Genomic DNA, 15,502 nt, shown 5'->3' on the forward strand with positions numbered 1-15,502 from the left:
GGGCTCGGCCAGCGCGCGCACATCGTCGATCGAAGGCGCCAGACGGCCATCATAAAGCGCGCGGGCGCGGGCGCAGAGAGTCAGCGCTTGCGAAGCACGCGGGCCGGGACCCCATGCGACGTGCTTGTCGGTCTCATTGTTGCCTTGGCCGGGACGCGCCGAGCGTACCAGCGTCAGAATGGCATCCACCACGCTTTCGGGCATCGGCATACGGCGCACCAGAAGCTGAATGGCTTGGAGTTGCTGCGGGTCGAGCACGGCGGAAATCTGCGCTTCACTGCCGCTGGTCGTTTCGGTGAGGATGCGGCGCTCGGCTTCGAGTTCGGGATAAAGAATGTCGATCTGCATCAGGAAGCGATCGAGCTGGGCTTCCGGAAGGGGATAGGTGCCTTCCTGTTCCAGCGGGTTCTGCGTCGCCAGCACATGGAAGGGCGCCGGCAGATCGTGACGCTGGCCGGCGACCGTCACATGATATTCCTGCATGGACTGCAGAAGGGCGGACTGCGTGCGCGGGCTCGCGCGGTTGATCTCGTCGGCCATAAGCAATTGCGCGAAGATCGGACCGGGAATGAAGCGGAAGGCGCGGCGGCCGGTGTCGTCCTGCTCCATCACCTCGGAGCCGAGAATATCGGACGGCATGAGGTCGGGCGTAAACTGGATGCGGTTGGATTGGAGGCCAAGCACTTGGCCAAGCGTCACGACGAGCTTGGTTTTCGCCAGACCGGGCACGCCAACCAGCAGCGCATGACCGCCTGCAAGCACGGCGACGATCGTCTTTTCGATTACGCTTTCCTGACCGAAGATGACCTGGCCCAGGGCTTCGCGGACGGCGGCGATTTGCTTCAGCGCGGCTTCAGCCTGAGCCACCATGTCCGCATCGCTGGGCTTGGTTTCGCCTGCTGCCAGATTGCTGGTGATTACGCTCATGCCGAGACGTCCTTCCTGTTGGCGGCGGGCAGTCCAATCGATCCGCGGGGTAAGCGGCGATGGTGAACGGGCTGGAAGCGCGTCCGCCTGACCTTAAATGGGTCACAGGTGCTGACAAGCAAAACAACAGTGACTATTTCGTGACTCATGACAGACCCGACCACTAACGCTGCGGCAGGCCTTGCGAAAGCCGGCGACACTGCCGGACTTGAGGCGCTTATCGGCCGCGCCGCTCGCGCAAACAAGGGGCTTCCGCCCGTCGACAAGTGGAACCCTGACTTTTGCGGCCATCTCGATATGGAGATCAAGCGCGACGGCACCTGGTTCTATTTCGGCACGCCGATCGGCCGCATGCCGCTGGTGCAGCTTTTTTCCAGCGTGTTGCGCCGGGACGAGGACGGCAAGACCTATCTCGTCACGCCCGTCGAGAAGGTCGGCATCCGGGTCGAGGATGCGCCTTTCGTGGCGGTCGAGGTCGATGCCAGCGGCGAGGGCGAAGAGCGCGTTCTCACCTTCCGCACCAATGTCGGCGATGTCGTTGAAGCCGGGCCGGACCACCTGATTCGCTTCGTCGACGAGCCGGAAACCGGCGGGCTGAAGCCGTATCTTCATGTGCGCGGCCGGCTCGAAGCGCTGGTGGCGCGGCCGGTGATGTATGAGCTTGCCGAACTTGGCGAAGAGATCACCATCGATGGCGAGCCGATGTTCGCTTTGCGCTCGAAGGGTGCCGTCTTTCCCGTGATGCCCGTCGCGCAACTCGACAGGCTGGTTGCCGAGGCATGAGCGTTGTGGAAGCGCCGGCCTTGTACAGCGCGCAGGATTTCCGCCGCCGCGCCCTGATCGAGCGCGAGCCGCCGGAAGCCGACTTCTATGGCGACCACCAACTTAACCCGGATTTTCGCGACCTCGTCGTGCGTCCGGGTCTGCGGGCTGCCGCCGTGATGATCGCGGCGGTCGATTACCCCGACGGTGCTTCGCTGATCCTGACCAAGCGCACGGATCGCCTGCGTAATCATGCCGGCCAAATCGCCTTTCCGGGCGGGCGGATCGATCCCGAAGACAGTTCGCCTGAGGCGGCTGCCTTGCGCGAAACGGAAGAAGAAATCGGGCTTGATCGTAGCCGTATCGAGGTGCTCGGCCGTTTGCCCGATTATTCCACCGGCAGCGGCTTTCGCATCGCGCCCGTGCTCGGCATCATCAAGCCGGGTTTTCAGCTTTCCATCAATCCCGATGAGGTGGACGCGGCCTTCGAAGTGCCGCTCGCTTTCCTCATGGACCCCGCTAACCACGCCCGGGGCAGTCGCATGTGGGAGAAGCACGAACGCTTCTTCTACGAGATGCCGTATGGCGACCACTATATCTGGGGTGTGACCGCTGGCGTCATCCGCACGCTTTACGAAAGGCTCTACGCTTGACCACAACTATCGCTGGCCGCGCCCCGTTCCTCGAAGCTCCGGGCTTGCAGCGCCTTTTGACGGCCCTGAAGGCTGACGGCGAAGAAGCGCGGATCGCCGGCGGTGCTGTGCGCGATGCGCTGATTGGCCGTCCGACCGGGGACGTCGATATCGCCACGACCGTTCTGCCGCCCCAGACGATCGCCCGGGCGGAAGCGGCTGGGTTGCGTGCGATCCCGACTGGCATCGAGCATGGCACGATCACCGTAATTGCCGACGGCACGCCCTATGAGGTCACGACGCTGCGTAGCGACATCGAAACGGACGGCCGCCACGCCAAGGTCGCCTTCGGCCGCGATTGGCAGAAGGATGCCGAACGGCGCGATTTCACGATCAACGGCCTTTATGCCGAAGCCGACGGCACGGTTATCGATCTCGTTGGCGGATTGGCAGATCTCGACAAGCGCCTGCTCCGCTTTATCGGCGAGCCGGAACAGCGCATCCGCGAGGATTATCTGCGCATTCTCCGCTTCTTCCGCTTCTTCGCTTGGTTTGGCACCGGCCGCCCCGACGCCGAGGGGTTGAAAGCCTGTGCGCGGTTGAAGGAAGGCGTGACAGGCTTGTCGGCCGAACGGATCTGGACGGAGATGCGCAAGCTCCTAACCGCGCCCGATCCCAGCCGCGCGCTGCTGTGGATGCGCACCACCGGCGTGCTGACGCTCGTTCTGCCGGAAAGCGAGAAGTGGGGTATCGACGCGATCCACGGCCTCGTTTCAGCCGAACAGGCGAGAGGATGGGCTGCTGATCCATTGCTCAGGCTGGCCAGCATCATCCCGCCAAATGCCGAGCGCATTGAGAGCCTGTCAAAGCGCCTGCGTTTGTCCAAGGCTGAAACGAAACGGCTTGAAGATTGGGCTGCAGCTGCGCCGGCCGCAGAAGATGAAAGCACGCAGGCGCTCGCCCGACGCATCCATGGCGGAAGCCGGGAAGGCATTGTCGACCGTTTGAAGCTGCAAATTGCCAGCCAATCCGCCGCCGGCAATGACGTTTCACCGCTCGAAGCACTGTTGAGCCACGCAGATGGCTGGGAAAGCCCAACCTTTCCGATCTCGGGCGCGGATTTGATGGCGCAGGGTGTGCCAGCCGGACCGGAACTCGGCCGGCTCCTGAAGGAGCTGGAGGCGGAATGGTCCGCCTCCGATTTCACTCATGATCGCGAAGCGCTGCTTGCCCGCGCCTCATCTCTCATCGAAACGCGCTAGGCAGCATCCTGCACGCGTTCGATCCGCGAGCGGATCGCATCGACCATCGATTCCCGGATGGTCGTTTCGCCATGGGTCTGGCGCATGTGCTCGACGGCCCGGCGCATGACCTCGGCTTCTTCCTCATGCCTGGTATGCCAGGAGCAGCCCGGCACCAGCGATCCACACTGAAATTCCTTCATCGCATCGTCCTCCTTCGCAATGATGGTGTCCAATACATGAGGGCGAGGCGAGTGAGTTCAAGGTCGCCTCAGGGCCACTTCACCTCAGGCGGCATGCTGGACAGGATCGCGTCGATATTGCCACCGGTCTTCAGCCCGAAGATCGTGCCGCGATCGTAAAGCAGGTTGAACTCGACATAGCGACCGCGGCGGATCAGCTGCTCCTCGCGATCCGCTTCGGTCCAGTTCTCGTTAAAGTTCTTGCGCACGATGTGCTGGTAGACGATCAGGAAGGATCGGCCCACATCCTGTGCGAAGCGAAAGTCCGCATCCCAGCCGCCGGTCTCGCCTTCGGAATGCAGATAATCGAAGAAGATGCCGCCGATCCCGCGCGGTTCCTTGCGATGCGGCAGATAGAAATACTCTTCGCACCACGCCTTCAGCCTGGGATAGTCGGCGACGGCCGCGTGCTTGTCGCAGGCAAACTGCATGGCGCGGTGGAAGGCTTGTGAATCCGGGTCTTCCTGGGTGCGGCGACGGTCCAGCACCGGCGTCAGGTCCGCGCCGCCGCCGAACCATTGTCTAGATGTCACCACCATGCGCGTGTTCATGTGAACGGCCGGCACGTTGGGGTTCCAGGGGTGGCAGATCAGCGAAATGCCGCTTGCCCAGAAGCGGGGATCCTCGTCGGCGCCGGGCATCTGCTTGCGGAATTCGGGCGAGAACTCGCCCTGCACGGTGGACGTATGAACGCCGACTTTCTCGAAGACGCGGCCGTTCATCATCGACATGACGCCACCGCCGCCCGCACCTCCGTCACGCTGCCACGGCGTTTGCTCGAAGCGCCCCGGTGACCATGAGGCATGCGGCCCCGAAACTTCGTCTTCCAGTGCTTCGAGGCCAGCGCAGATGCGATCGCGCAGCTGTTCGAACCAGGCGCGCGCCGTGGCTTTCTTGTCCTCGATATCGTCCGGCAAACCGGCGGGAATACTGTCGCGGTTCATGGGGTCCTGCGAATGATGGGAGTGGCATGACCTACCCCGCCCGTCCCCACCCGGCAAGCATTGCCTGCGCGCGTGCGACAAATGACTCGTCAAGCGATGGTGAGGTCCTTAATCTCTCAAGGCTAAGTTCTTGTGGCCAGTCCTCGTGGAATGACGGAGTTCCGCATGCGCCCGCCGGTCCGCCCGCCGCTCGACGGCCTCAAGCATCGTCTCGCACAAGAGCGTGAGACGAACGCCACGCGTGCCCGCGACGGCTTCCTGCGCGAAACCTTCCGCCTTCCCCGCACCGACGCCCGCGCAAAGGCGCGCGAGTGGTTCGACCGCTGGCCGAAGCAGGCTTATTGGACTGAAATCGAAAGCTGGTTCGAGCGGCCGGGCGATGAGATCGAATTTACGATAAGGCGGTTGCCGACGGCGGATTGAGGCGAGAAAGCTTACATCCTTATGCGTGCTGTGTTAGCCTGTGTACATCCTAACACAGGGATTTGGGACGATGCCTTCCAGCGAGACAATGACGATCAGAGTTCCTGCGGAAACGAAGGAAAAGCTGGACCGTATCGCTGTGCATACAAGGCGCAGCAAGTCGTTTCTCGCCGGTGAAGCGATCGCGGCCTATGTCGATCGTGAGCTTGAAATCATCGAAGGTGTCACTCGCGCTTTGGAAGATGCCAAAGCTGGCCGCGTTGTTTCTCACGAGCAGGCGGTGACCGAGATGCGCCAGCTTCTCGGTAAAGGCAAGCAAGGGCACGATGGCGGCGAATGAGGCCGGTCGTCTGGTCGCGCACCGCTCTTGATGATGCGCTTGAAATCCTGCGCTATGTCGCAGCGGATGATCCCAACGCTGCCGAAAGAATGATCGAAGCCATCGAAGCCGCGGGTAACCGTCTCGGCATGATGGCGACGGGACGTCCGGGCCGCGTCGTCGGCACGTATGAGAAGTCCGTTATGCGGCTGCCCTATGTCATCGCCTATGCCGTAGAGGCGGCTGAGGGCGAGGAAAGGATCGTCATCCTTCGCGTCATCCACACGGCGCGCAATTGGCCGTCAGGCAACTGGCCGCAGTGATCCGCTTTTGCAGATCTCAGGCGACCTTCACCAACACGGCCGTATCCATGCTCATGATTGTCTCGCCTGTGCCATTGAATGCCTCGCCTTGACCCGACAGCAAACGCCAGCCGGGCCTTGATGCCAGCGCACGATGGCCGGTGGTGGTGCGGGAGAAGCGGATCGTGTCGCCGGCATAAGCGGGCTTGAGCCAGCGCAGGTTCTGAAAGCCGGGCGAGGGGCCGAATTCGGGCTTGGGACCTTCGCCCGTCCATTGCACCGGCTCGATCTGAAGCAGATTGTGACGCATCCACATCGATGTCGTGTGCCAGCCGGATGCGCAAAGCGCACCGAAGACCGTTCCCTTCGCGCCTTCTTCGCTGAGGTGGAAAGGTTGCGGATCATACTTTCGTGCGAAAGCCACGATCTCGTCCGCCGTGAAAACATGGCTGCCGAGATCCTGCGGAATGCCGATGGCGAAATAGTCGTCGAGCGTCATGCCGCCAGCTCCGGGCTGCGCAGCAGAAACATGCCGGTGTTCGAGAACTCCAGAACAAGCTCGTCTCGCTGGTTAAAGAGGCTGTTGCGGAAGGTCACGAAGCCGAGCTGCGGACGCGATGCGGAACGGCGTGTGGCGAGGATGGTGGCTTCGCCGCGGATCGTGTCGCCGGCCAGCACCGGCCTCTTCCATTTGAGATATTCCACGCCCGGCGCACCCTGCGAGGTCGAGTCGAGCAGAAAATGATCGCAGATCAGCCGCATGAACATGGACACGGTGTGCCAGCCGGAGGCGGACAAGCCGCCGAGGATGCTGGCTTTGCCGGCTTCCTCGTTCAGATGCATCGGCTGCATGTCGAACTGCTCGGCAAACTCGACGATTTCGGCAGCTTCAACCTGTTTGCTGCCGAGGGGGATGGTGGCGCCCGAAACGAAGTCCTCAAAGGCCCAGCGTTTGTCGGTCATGCCATCCCCCGTGTCTGCCGCTTACGTGTTGAAGCGGAACAGCAGCACGTCGCCGTCCTGCACCACATATTCCTTGCCTTCGTCCCGTGCCTTGCCCGCTTCCTTCGCCGCCACTTCGCCGCCAAGCGTGACATAGTCATTATAGGCGATGGTTTGCGCGCGAATAAAGCCACGTTCGAAATCCGTATGGATCACGCCTGCGGCCTGTGGCGCCTTCGAGCCCTTATGAACGGTCCAGGCGCGTGTTTCCTTCGGGCCTACCGTGAAGTAGGTGATCAGGCTGAGAAGGTCGTAGCCGGCACGGATCAGGCGATCGAGACCGGGCTCTTCGAGGTTCATCGCATCGAGATATTCCTTGGCTTCCTCGTCGGGAAGCTGCGACACCTCGGCCTCGATCGCCGCCGAGATGACCACGGCCTTGGCGCCCTGCGCCTCAGCCATTGCGTCCACAGCCTTGGTATGCGCATTGCCGGTTGCAGCCTCGGCTTCGGCGACGTTGCAGACGTAAAGCACGGGCTTGGAGGTCAGGAGGTTCAGGCCCTCAAGGATCTTGAGATCCTCCACCGCGATGCCCTTGAGCATCATGCGCACCGGTTTGCCGTCGGTGAGGAGCTTGAGCGCATCTTCCATGACGGGAAGAACAGTGAGCGCTTCCTTGTCCTTGCTGGAAGCGCGCTTGCGGAACTGCACGATGCGGCGCTCGAGGCTTTCGAGATCCGACAGCATCAGCTCGGTTTCCACCGTCTCGGCATCCGCGACCGGATCGATGCGGCCCTCGACATGGGTGATGTCATCATCTTCGAAGCAGCGCAGCACATGCACGATGGCATCCACTTCGCGGATATTGGCGAGGAACTGGTTGCCGAGCCCTTCGCCCTTGGACGCGCCGCGCACTAGGCCGGCAATGTCCACGAAGGAGATGCGGGTCGGAATGATTTCCTTCGACTTGCCCGCAGCCGCCAGCGCCTTCAAGCGCGGATCAGGAACGGCAACCTCGCCGGTGTTCGGCTCGATCGTGCAGAAAGGATAGTTCGCAGCCTGCGCGGCGGCCGTGCGCGTCAGGGCGTTGAAGAGCGTCGACTTGCCGACATTAGGCAGGCCCACGATGCCGCATTTGAAACCCATGAGAGATGGTCCTAGTCAGATAAGAATGTTGGCAGGGCTATGGGCGACGAAGCGGGTTATGGTCAACCCCGATGCGCAAAGCGACTTTAAGCGCTACTCCCGCCCCAGCAGCTTCTTCAACATCGCGGCCATTGGGCCGGTTTCCGGTACCTTGATCTGCGACTGGGCTGGGCGTGCCTGGCGAATGTGGCTTTGGCCCTTGGGGGGCGTCGAGGACTTCGCCTGTGCCTCGCCTTTGGCATAAGGCTTCGGTTCTCGCGCGCCGCCTGGTGTCGCCAGCGCCATCTTGTTCATGAAGCCGTTGTCATCGCCCTTGGCGAGGAGGTCGGCATTGTCGGCGATGGCGTCTAACAGGGGTTCGAGCCAGGTCTGGTCTGACTTGGCGAAATTGCCGAGCACCCAGTTATGCACCAGCTCCTTGGCGCCGGGATGGCCGATGCCGATGCGCACACGGCGATAATCCTTGCTCGGAAGGTGTGCGTCGGCCGAGCGGATGCCGTTATGGCCGCCATTGCCGCCGCCGATCTTCACGCGGATCTTGGCCGGGGCGAGGTCGAGCTCGTCGTAGAGAATGCTGATGTCGCCGGGTTCGATCTTGTAGAAGCGCGCCGCTTCCCCGACAGACTGGCCGGAATTGTTCATGAAGGTCTGCGGCTTCATCAGCAGCACCTTCTCACCCCCGATCGTGCCTTCGGCAATCAGGGCGTGAAACTTCTTTGTCCAAGGCGAAAAGGAATGGCGGCGGGCAATTGCGTCCGCCGCCATGAAGCCGACATTGTGTCGGTTGTCCTGATATTGCGCGCCGGGATTTCCAAGGCCTGCAAAAATACGCATGGCTGTGTTCCCGTCGCGGGCTTGAGCGAAGGATTACTCCTTCGCTGCGCCTTCTTCACCTTCAGCAGCAGCTTCTTCGGCCTCTGCTTCGGCTTCAGCTTCCTTGACCTCGACCAGTTCCTCTTCGGTGACGCCGGCTTCTTCAGCCTCGGTCAGCACGGCAGGAGCGGCGATGGTCGCAACCGTGAAGTCGCGGTCGGTGATCGTCAGCTCGACGTTCTTCGGCAGCTTAACCGAGGAAATGTGGATGATGTCGCCGATCTTCAGGCCCTTGAGGTCGATCTCGATCGCGTCCGGGATCTGGTCTGCGGGAACCTGCAACTCGATGTCGTGGCGAACGATGTTCAGCACGCCGCCGCGCTTGATGCCGGGCGAAGCGTCTTCGTTGAGGAAGTGAACAGGCACGTTCACCGTCACAAGCGAATGCTCGCCGACGCGCAGGAAGTCGACATGCATCGGGAAGTCCTTGACCGGATCCAGCTGGTAGTCCTTCGGCAGGACGCGGATCTTCTGGCCGTTGACATCGATGATCGCAACGGTGGTCTTAAAGCCGCCGCCGTGAATCTTGTAGAAGATGTCCTTGTAGGAGAGAGCGATCGCCAGGGGAGGCTGCTTCTCGCCGTAAATGACTGCTGGTACTTTGCCGTTGCGGCGAATTTCGCGGGCGGACCCCTTACCGACCTTTTCGCGCGCCTCGGCCTTGAGCTCGTAAGTCTCGTGGCTCATGGCTTTTCCTTCATGTTGTGGAGCGTTCCCGAAACCATCAGGGTCGTGGAAACGTCGAAAGCGGCCGATCAACTCAGCCGCTTGCGCCCCGCGGTGCCTCCAAGGGTGTCTACGCGGGTGAGCGCCCTATAGCGGAAGGGTTGCGGGCATGCAAGCCGCGCTCGGGGCTCAGCCAGTCCCGGGCTGCGGGCCGACGATTGCCCAGTTCACGCCGAACGGATCTTTCATCAACCCATATTTGTCGCCCCAGAAGGCGTCATGCAGATCCACCACGCTTGTCATGCCGGCGCCGATCGCCCGGTCCCACCAAGCCTGCGCATCCACCACGATCAGGGTCATGGATCCGGCCATCGGCATGACGTCCATGCCATGTTCCGGGAAGGGATCGTTGAACATGAACGGCCCGCCATTGATGCGCGCTTCGCAATGCATCAGGCGCCCATCATCGGTCGCGCGCTGATCCGCGATGGTGGCGCCGAGCGCCCTCTCGTAGAACCCAGCGGCCTCGCGCGCATTGCTGACAGTGACATAGGCGGTGACGCCGGCATAATCAGGCCGAGGTTCGAAATTGCTCATTCTGTCCTCCCTTGATCAAAGCGTCTTGGCTAGAGCTTCCAGCTGGTCGGCTGCTTTGTTCCAGCCGTCATGGAAGCCCATCTTCTCATGTCTTTCGCAATCTTCCATGGTCCAATGCCTGACGATCGCGGTGTAGTTCGTTTGGCCGTGTCCTGCATCTTCCAGCCGGATTTCGGCGACGATGAAGGGCTTTGCAGACGGCTCCCAGGCCGAGGTGAAGGCATCGGTGAACACCAGCCGCTCGTTGGGCACGACCTCCAGATAGATTCCAGGATTCGGGTAGGTCTCGCCTTCCGGGCTCTGCATCACGATTCGGCTCGAGCCGCCCGGGCGCACATCAACATCGGCTTCGATCGTCTTCCACGGTGCGGGCGTGAACCATTGCAGGAGCAGCGGCCCTTCCGTCCAGCAGCGGTAGATCTTGTCGCGCGGCGCATCGAGCGTGCGGACGAGGGTGAGCGTGCGGTCGTCTTCCGTATCAGCCATGATGAACTCCGTTGCAGCATCTGGATTGAAGACGATCCAGTGCGGCTTGATCCGACAACTGGATGGAAACACGCGGTTTCAGGGTGACGTTACAGCCTCGACTTGTCGGACAGCCTCGCTTTCCAGCCGATCGAGATGGCGGCGAATATGGGCGGCTTCTGCACCCGACCGCGCCAAGGCAATCGCGCGGTTGAAGGCATCGCGGGCGGCTGACGTCCTGCCCAACTGCATCAGGAATGCCCCGCGCACACCATGGAAGTTGAAGTAGCCGTCGAGGGATTTCGCAAGCGGCTCCACCAGCGCCAGCGCGGCTTCGGCTCCATAGGCTTTGGAGACAGCAACGGCGCGGTTGAGCGTAATCACAGGCGAAGGCGTGATCTGCTCGAGCATGGCATAAAGCACATCGATCTGCTGCCAGTCCGTTTCGTCGGCGCTGGTGGCGCGCGCATGCAGGGCGGCAATCGCGGCCTGAAGCTGATAGGAACCGGGGCTGCGATGGCGCAGTGCCTTATCGACGAGCGCCAGTCCTTCCGCGATCATCGGCCTGCTCCAACGCGCGCGATCCTGAACCTCCAGCAGGATGATGTCGCCGGTGGCATCGAAGCGCGCGGAACTGCGGGCATGCTGCAGCAGCATCAGCGCGGCCAGCCCCATCACCTCCGGCTCAGCAGGGAACATCCGCAACAGCAGCCGCCCCAACCGGATCGCCTCGTTGCAAAGCGGCTGGCGCGCTGCGATGTCCTCACCGCTGGCTGAATAGCCCTCGTTGAACACGAGATAGATCATCGCCAGCACCAGGCCGAGCCGCTCGGCGCGCTCCACAGGGCCGGGCGTGTCGAACGGAATGCCGGCCGCCGCGATGCGCGCCTTGGCGCGGGTGATACGCTGCTCCATCGCCTTTTCGTTGACCAGAAAGGCGCGCGCGATCTGCTTCACAGACAGGCCGGACACGATGCGCAAGGCCAGTGCGATCTGCTGGGTTGCCGGAAGCTCGGGATGGCAGCAGGTGAAAAGCAGCCGCAGGATATCGTCGCGATAATCCGCCTGGTCGAGCCGTTCCGTCATTTCCGTTTCGGCATCGCCAAGCTCGGAAAGCTGATCCTCCGGCGGCAGACCCGTTTCGCGCTTCAGGCGGCGCGTACGATCCAGCGCGGCGTTGCGCCCAACAAGAATCAGCCAGGCGGCGGGATCACGCGGCGGACCCTTGTCCGGCCACGTCCTCAGCGCGCGCAGACAGGCGTCCTGAAAGGCCTCCTCGGCTGTATCCAGATCGCGGAAATAGCGGAGCAGTGCGGCCATTGCTTTCGGCCGCGCGGACGCAAAGGTCGCGTCGATCCAGGCGGGGTCGTTCATCCCGGCCGGCTCCTGGCCCTCGCCACATCGGCGACCGCATCAGGGTCGACCGCGACGCCTGCATGGAAGATGCCGACCGGCCGGATCTCGTAGCAGCCGGGCACCGGATTGGCTTCGGTCAGCTCGCGGGCAACATCATGAGCATCCTCCAACGCGTCGCAGTCCACGAGGTAGAAGCCCAGCAGTTGCTCCTTGGTTTCGGCAAACGGCCCGTCCATGATCAGCGGCTCTGCCCCGCCCTTACGCAAGGTCGTGGCCGCGGTTGTGGGCAGAAGTCGCGCCACGGGACCAAGCCGCCCTTCGCGCGCAAGCCGTTCCTGAATCACGGCCAAACGCGCCATGCAGGCATCGTCCTCCGCCTGGCTCCACGAACCGACGACATCTTCCTGGGCATAGCAAAGAATGGCGTAAAGCATAGGTGTTCGTCCTCTTGCAGCGAGGACGATACTGTACGGCTTATTCCGACAGCCAGCGATTCATTTTGCGGGCACCAACATGCCGTCGTCGCCTATGACACCCTTGTATGAGCGTCCTTCATGTCCGGCAGAAACACGGTCAGGAGACCGAGCAGCGGCAGGTAGGAGCAGATCTGGTACACGAAGGTGATGCCCTTCGCGTCGGCGATCGTGCCGAGTACGGCTGCTGCGATGCCGCCCATGCCAAAGGCGAAGCCGAAGAAGATGCCGGCGATCATGCCGACGCGGCCGGGTACCAGTTCCTGCGCAAAGACCACGATGGCGGGGAAGGCAGACGACAGGACCAAGCCGATGATGGCCGACAAGACGATCGTTGCTTCGAACCCGACATAGGGAAGCGCCAGCGTGAAAGGCAGGACGCCGAGGATGGAGAACCAGATAACGGCCTTCGAGCCATAGCGATCGCCCATCGGGCCGCCGATTACTGTGCCGACGGCTGCCGCTCCGAGGAACACGAACAGCATCAGCTGCGCATCCTGCACGGACACCTGAAAGCGCTCAATGACATAGAAGGTGTAGTAGCTGGCGAAGCTGGCGTTGTAGATGTTCTTTGTGAAGACGAGCAGCGCCAGCACCACCAGTGCGGATTGTGTACGACCGCGCGGAAAGGGCAGGGTGAAGTTAGGGGCAGCACGCCCCGCTGAGGCGCGATGCACGCCGCTATACCAGCTGCTCACCTGCCACAGGACGATCATGCCGATGAAAGCCGCTGCGGAGAACCAGGCAACGCTGCCTTGCCCGCGCGGCACGACGATAAAGGCCGCAAGCAGCGGTCCGACCGCCGATCCGAAATTGCCGCCTACCTGGAAAACGGATTGCGCCAGGCCATAGCGTCCACCGGATGCCATCCGTGCCACGCGCGAAGATTCCGGATGGAAGATCGCCGAACCCAAGCCGATCATGCAGGCGCCGAGCAGCAGGAACAGGTAGCTGCCGGCATAAGCGAGGATGAACAAGCCAACCAGCGTCGATGCCATGCCGACAGGAAGCGAATAGGGCAGCGGGCGCTTGTCGGTGTAAAGGCCGATCACCGGCTGCAGCAGGGATGCCGTGACCTGGAAGGCCATGGTCAGCAAGCCGATCTGCCAGAAATCGAGACCATAATCGCGCTTCAAAAGCGGATAGATCGACGCCAGCAGGGTCTGCATCAGGTCGTTCAGGAAATGACAGAAGCTGACCGCCAGGATGATGCTGAAGGTCGTGGTCTGGGCGGTCTTCGCCAAGCTGATCGTTTGCGACTGGCTCATGCCGGGGTGACCCTGAACGTTACGACCACCCCGCTTTAGCTGGCTTGACTGATGCGACCAAGCTCAGCCGGTAGTTTAATCGTTGGTCCAGTCAGGCGCTCGCAGGCTCGAAGAAGATCAGGCGATTGCCGAATGGATCGGTGACCGCGACTTCGCGTAGTCCCCAAGGTTGCGTTTCCAGGCCGGGGCGCATGAAGCCGTAATTCTTCGAAAGCAGGTCGGCATGGAAGGCGTCGATCTCGGTCACCGCGATCCGGACAGCTGAACCGGGCGTCGCATCACCATGATGTTCGCTCAAATGAAGCTCAACACTGTCGCGTTGAACCGCCATGTAGAGCGGCAGATCAGGGGCAAAGCGATGTTCCCAGGCAACTTTAAAACTGAGAAAGCCGAGGTAAAACTCGCGCGCTTTGGCGATGTCGAACATCCGCAGGATCGGCATAGTGCGCCCAAGGGACATTCCGGCCTCGCTTTCTCCTAGTCGAACAGGCTCGACACGCTTTCTTCCGTCGCAGTGCGAGAAATGGCTTCGCCGATCAGGTCGGCGATGGTCAGCACGCGGATATTGTGGGCGGCTTCGACGCTGGAGGTCGGCTGGATGGAATCGGTGATCACCAGTTCCTTCAGCTTCGACTGTGCGATCCGATCGGCAGCACCGCCCGACAGAACGCCGTGGGTGATATAGGCGGTAACGCTGTTGGCGCCGTTGGCGAGCAGCGCGTCGGCCGCGTTGCACAGCGTGCCACCCGAATCGACGATGTCGTCGTAAAGCAGGCAGTCGGCGCCTTCGACATCGCCGATGATGTTCATGACTTCCGACTCACCCGGGCGCTCACGGCGTTTGTCGACGATGGCGAGCGAGGCATCGACGCGCTTTGCCAGCGCACGAGCGCGCACCACGCCGCCGACATCCGGCGACACGATGGTGAGCTTGGACGAGGCATAGGTCTGCTTCACGTCGCGCGACATGACCGGAACCGCAAACAGGTTGTCGGTCGGAATATCGAAGAAGCCTTGGATCTGACCGGCATGAAGATCCATGGTCAAGACGCGGTCGGCGCCAGCCTGCGTAATGAGATTGGCGACCAGTTTGGCCGAAATCGGCGTGCGGCCCGAAGCGCGGCGGTCCTGGCGGGCATAGCCAAAATAGGGAATCACTGCCGTGATGCGGCGTGCCGATGAGCGACGGAACGCGTCGATCATGATCAGCAATTCCATCAGGTGGTCGTTGGTCGGATAGGACGTCGACTGAAGAACGAAGACGTCTTCGCCGCGCACATTTTCCTGGATCTCGACGAAGATTTCCTGGTCCGCGAAACGGCGAACGCTGGCTTTGCCGAGGGGAACATTGAGATAGCGGGCGACCGCTTCGGCAAGGATCCTGTTGGAGTTGCCCGCAAAAAGCTTCATCGCCAGTCCTTGATCTTACAACCGAGCGCTTGCCGGAGTTGGATGACGGGGCTTTTACCGGTCAGACCGCGCATTGCAACCCGTGCTGTGACGCATATCGAAAGTTAATCCCAAAAAAGCGTTGCGCGGGAGGCAAGATCAGCCGTTTTGGGCCTCAATAAAGCGCGCCGTTTCTTCGATCGAGCGATCGGCGATAGCCTGCATGGCAGCCGGCTTCACCCCTTCCCAGCCTGAGCCCGCGCCGCCGCCGGGCTCGCTGCCCTGGATGCGATGCAGGCGCTTGCCGGAGCGATCGCTGATGTCCCAGACATAATTCACCATCGTACGACCGTTTTGTTCGCCGACTGTGAAGTAGCCCTTCATGACATGCGTCGCTGTCGTGTCCGTCGCTGCGGTGAAGGCGAGGCCATGCGCCTTGGCTTGCGCACCGAAGCGGACTGCCAGAGGCTGCGCTGCATCGACGCCGACGCCGCTGACTTCGGCCAAGGCGATGCGGGCGGGGCCAGAGGGCAGG

General features: G+C 62.0%; 21 protein-coding genes and 1 pseudogene. 6 read left to right on the forward strand and 16 right to left on the reverse strand.

The genetic code is table 11. The annotated features are described in order from the left end of the window. Positions 1-927, reverse strand: a 927-nt coding sequence (locus RTX98_RS15680; RefSeq protein WP_312797777.1) for a MoxR family ATPase, incomplete at its 3' end; no start/stop codon positions are given. Between the two features lie 147 nt (positions 928-1,074). On the opposite strand from RTX98_RS15680, the gene RTX98_RS15685 reads away from it, so the two are divergent. From RTX98_RS15685 to RTX98_RS15695, 3 genes are read left to right on the forward strand one after another with little or no spacing between them, the layout of a single operon-like run. After that, on the forward strand, positions 1,075-1,710 hold the full coding sequence (locus tag RTX98_RS15685) for a DUF1285 domain-containing protein (RefSeq protein WP_312797778.1): 636 nt from the start codon (positions 1,075-1,077) through the stop codon (positions 1,708-1,710). After that, positions 1,707-2,342, forward strand: coding sequence for a CoA pyrophosphatase (locus RTX98_RS15690; RefSeq protein WP_312797779.1), 636 nt, complete (start codon positions 1,707-1,709; stop codon positions 2,340-2,342). Before RTX98_RS15685 ends, RTX98_RS15690 begins: the two co-directional genes overlap by 4 nt. Next, positions 2,339-3,583, forward strand: a complete 1,245-nt coding sequence (locus tag RTX98_RS15695; RefSeq protein WP_312797780.1) for a CCA tRNA nucleotidyltransferase — start codon at positions 2,339-2,341, stop codon at positions 3,581-3,583. The genes RTX98_RS15690 and RTX98_RS15695 overlap by 4 nt, the downstream gene beginning before the upstream one ends. Here RTX98_RS15695 and RTX98_RS15700 read toward each other — a convergent pair. Together RTX98_RS15700 and hemF are read right to left on the reverse strand one after the other, a co-directional pair. Then, a complete protein-coding gene (locus tag RTX98_RS15700) occupies positions 3,580-3,765 on the reverse strand; it encodes a DUF1059 domain-containing protein (RefSeq protein WP_189502858.1) in 186 nt (61 codons plus the stop codon). The genes RTX98_RS15695 and RTX98_RS15700 overlap by 4 nt on opposite strands. A 68-nt stretch (positions 3,766-3,833) precedes the next feature. Further along, on the reverse strand, positions 3,834-4,748 hold the full coding sequence (gene hemF, locus RTX98_RS15705) for an oxygen-dependent coproporphyrinogen oxidase (protein WP_312797781.1): 915 nt from the start codon (positions 4,746-4,748) through the stop codon (positions 3,834-3,836). A 165-nt stretch (positions 4,749-4,913) separates the two neighbouring features. Here hemF and RTX98_RS15710 point away from each other — a divergent pair, with 165 nt between their 5' ends. From RTX98_RS15710 to RTX98_RS15720, 3 genes are all read left to right on the forward strand, one after another. Beyond that, on the forward strand, positions 4,914-5,171 hold the full coding sequence (locus RTX98_RS15710) for a hypothetical protein (protein ID WP_312797782.1): 258 nt from the start codon (positions 4,914-4,916) through the stop codon (positions 5,169-5,171). Between the two features lie 70 nt (positions 5,172-5,241). After that, positions 5,242-5,511, forward strand: a complete 270-nt coding sequence (locus RTX98_RS15715) for a CopG family ribbon-helix-helix protein (RefSeq protein ID WP_312797783.1) — start codon at positions 5,242-5,244, stop codon at positions 5,509-5,511. Continuing rightward, on the forward strand, positions 5,508-5,813 hold the full coding sequence (locus tag RTX98_RS15720; RefSeq protein WP_312797784.1) for a type II toxin-antitoxin system RelE/ParE family toxin: 306 nt from the start codon (positions 5,508-5,510) through the stop codon (positions 5,811-5,813). Before RTX98_RS15715 ends, RTX98_RS15720 begins: the two co-directional genes overlap by 4 nt. Before the next feature lie 16 nt (positions 5,814-5,829). Here the strand turns inward: RTX98_RS15720 and RTX98_RS15725 are convergent, their stop codons facing one another. The 13 genes and pseudogenes from RTX98_RS15725 to RTX98_RS15785 all read right to left on the reverse strand — a co-directional run. Next, a complete protein-coding gene (locus RTX98_RS15725) occupies positions 5,830-6,291 on the reverse strand; it encodes a MaoC/PaaZ C-terminal domain-containing protein (protein WP_312797785.1) in 462 nt (153 codons plus the stop codon). Further along, positions 6,288-6,755, reverse strand: coding sequence for a MaoC family dehydratase (locus RTX98_RS15730; RefSeq protein ID WP_312797786.1), 468 nt, complete (start codon positions 6,753-6,755; stop codon positions 6,288-6,290). The genes RTX98_RS15725 and RTX98_RS15730 overlap by 4 nt, the downstream gene beginning before the upstream one ends. A gap of 21 nt (positions 6,756-6,776) precedes the next feature. After that, positions 6,777-7,880, reverse strand: coding sequence for a redox-regulated ATPase YchF (gene ychF / locus RTX98_RS15735; RefSeq protein ID WP_189502851.1), 1,104 nt, complete (start codon positions 7,878-7,880; stop codon positions 6,777-6,779). Between the two features lie 93 nt (positions 7,881-7,973). Continuing rightward, the gene (pth, locus tag RTX98_RS15740) at positions 7,974-8,714 is read right to left on the reverse strand and encodes an aminoacyl-tRNA hydrolase (RefSeq protein ID WP_312797787.1); all 741 of its coding nucleotides are present in this window, start codon (positions 8,712-8,714) and stop codon (positions 7,974-7,976) included. Positions 8,715-8,747: 33 nt separating this feature from the next. Beyond that, positions 8,748-9,440 carry a 50S ribosomal protein L25/general stress protein Ctc gene (locus tag RTX98_RS15745; RefSeq protein ID WP_312797788.1) on the reverse strand — a complete coding sequence of 231 codons (693 nt, stop codon included), beginning with the start codon at positions 9,438-9,440 and terminating at the stop codon, positions 8,748-8,750. A 168-nt stretch (positions 9,441-9,608) separates the two neighbouring features. Further along, positions 9,609-10,016: a VOC family protein gene (locus RTX98_RS15750; protein WP_312797789.1), complete on the reverse strand. Its 408-nt coding sequence runs from the start codon at positions 10,014-10,016 to the stop codon at positions 9,609-9,611. A gap of 15 nt (positions 10,017-10,031) precedes the next feature. Beyond that, on the reverse strand, positions 10,032-10,502 hold the full coding sequence (locus RTX98_RS15755) for an SRPBCC family protein (protein ID WP_312797790.1): 471 nt from the start codon (positions 10,500-10,502) through the stop codon (positions 10,032-10,034). A 78-nt stretch (positions 10,503-10,580) separates the two neighbouring features. After that, positions 10,581-11,855, reverse strand: a complete 1,275-nt coding sequence (locus RTX98_RS15760; protein ID WP_312797791.1) for an RNA polymerase sigma factor — start codon at positions 11,853-11,855, stop codon at positions 10,581-10,583. Further along, positions 11,852-12,271: a YciI family protein gene (locus RTX98_RS15765; protein ID WP_312797792.1), complete on the reverse strand. Its 420-nt coding sequence runs from the start codon at positions 12,269-12,271 to the stop codon at positions 11,852-11,854. Before RTX98_RS15765 ends, RTX98_RS15760 begins: the two co-directional genes overlap by 4 nt. Before the next feature lie 92 nt (positions 12,272-12,363). Further along, the gene (locus RTX98_RS15770; RefSeq protein WP_312797793.1) at positions 12,364-13,578 is read right to left on the reverse strand and encodes an MFS transporter; all 1,215 of its coding nucleotides are present in this window, start codon (positions 13,576-13,578) and stop codon (positions 12,364-12,366) included. A gap of 91 nt (positions 13,579-13,669) precedes the next feature. Beyond that, positions 13,670-14,038, reverse strand: a complete 369-nt coding sequence (locus RTX98_RS15775) for a glyoxalase superfamily protein (protein ID WP_312797794.1) — start codon at positions 14,036-14,038, stop codon at positions 13,670-13,672. A gap of 17 nt (positions 14,039-14,055) precedes the next feature. Beyond that, the gene (locus RTX98_RS15780) at positions 14,056-14,988 is read right to left on the reverse strand and encodes a ribose-phosphate pyrophosphokinase (RefSeq protein ID WP_189502840.1); all 933 of its coding nucleotides are present in this window, start codon (positions 14,986-14,988) and stop codon (positions 14,056-14,058) included. Positions 14,989-15,126: 138 nt separating this feature from the next. Beyond that, positions 15,127-15,502 (reverse strand): annotated as a pseudogene (locus tag RTX98_RS15785) (hypothetical protein); the annotation flags it as partial.

Source organism: Tianweitania sp., from assembly GCF_032053605.1.
GTDB lineage: Bacteria > Pseudomonadota > Alphaproteobacteria > Rhizobiales > Rhizobiaceae > Tianweitania.

Bases quoted from the DNA above. Each gene is read 5' to 3' on its own strand.
- RTX98_RS15685 (WP_312797778.1), top strand. From the start codon at position 1,075: ATGACAGACCCGACCACTAACGCTGCGGCAGGCCTTGCGAAAGCCGGC.
- RTX98_RS15690 (WP_312797779.1), top strand. From the start codon at position 1,707: ATGAGCGTTGTGGAAGCGCCGGCCTTGTACAGCGCGCAGGATTTCCGC.
- RTX98_RS15700 (WP_189502858.1), bottom strand. From the start codon at position 3,765: ATGAAGGAATTTCAGTGTGGATCGCTGGTGCCGGGCTGCTCCTGGCAT.
- hemF (WP_312797781.1), bottom strand. From the start codon at position 4,748: ATGAACCGCGACAGTATTCCCGCCGGTTTGCCGGACGATATCGAGGAC.
- RTX98_RS15710 (WP_312797782.1), top strand. From the start codon at position 4,914: ATGCGCCCGCCGGTCCGCCCGCCGCTCGACGGCCTCAAGCATCGTCTC.
- RTX98_RS15715 (WP_312797783.1), top strand. From the start codon at position 5,242: ATGCCTTCCAGCGAGACAATGACGATCAGAGTTCCTGCGGAAACGAAG.
- RTX98_RS15720 (WP_312797784.1), top strand. From the start codon at position 5,508: ATGAGGCCGGTCGTCTGGTCGCGCACCGCTCTTGATGATGCGCTTGAA.
- RTX98_RS15725 (WP_312797785.1), bottom strand. From the start codon at position 6,291: ATGACGCTCGACGACTATTTCGCCATCGGCATTCCGCAGGATCTCGGC.
- RTX98_RS15730 (WP_312797786.1), bottom strand. From the start codon at position 6,755: ATGACCGACAAACGCTGGGCCTTTGAGGACTTCGTTTCGGGCGCCACC.
- ychF (WP_189502851.1), bottom strand. From the start codon at position 7,880: ATGGGTTTCAAATGCGGCATCGTGGGCCTGCCTAATGTCGGCAAGTCG.
- pth (WP_312797787.1), bottom strand. From the start codon at position 8,714: ATGCGTATTTTTGCAGGCCTTGGAAATCCCGGCGCGCAATATCAGGAC.
- RTX98_RS15745 (WP_312797788.1), bottom strand. From the start codon at position 9,440: ATGAGCCACGAGACTTACGAGCTCAAGGCCGAGGCGCGCGAAAAGGTC.
- RTX98_RS15750 (WP_312797789.1), bottom strand. From the start codon at position 10,016: ATGAGCAATTTCGAACCTCGGCCTGATTATGCCGGCGTCACCGCCTAT.
- RTX98_RS15755 (WP_312797790.1), bottom strand. From the start codon at position 10,502: ATGGCTGATACGGAAGACGACCGCACGCTCACCCTCGTCCGCACGCTC.
- RTX98_RS15760 (WP_312797791.1), bottom strand. From the start codon at position 11,855: ATGAACGACCCCGCCTGGATCGACGCGACCTTTGCGTCCGCGCGGCCG.
- RTX98_RS15765 (WP_312797792.1), bottom strand. From the start codon at position 12,271: ATGCTTTACGCCATTCTTTGCTATGCCCAGGAAGATGTCGTCGGTTCG.
- RTX98_RS15770 (WP_312797793.1), bottom strand. From the start codon at position 13,578: ATGAGCCAGTCGCAAACGATCAGCTTGGCGAAGACCGCCCAGACCACG.
- RTX98_RS15775 (WP_312797794.1), bottom strand. From the start codon at position 14,038: ATGTCCCTTGGGCGCACTATGCCGATCCTGCGGATGTTCGACATCGCC.
- RTX98_RS15780 (WP_189502840.1), bottom strand. From the start codon at position 14,988: ATGAAGCTTTTTGCGGGCAACTCCAACAGGATCCTTGCCGAAGCGGTC.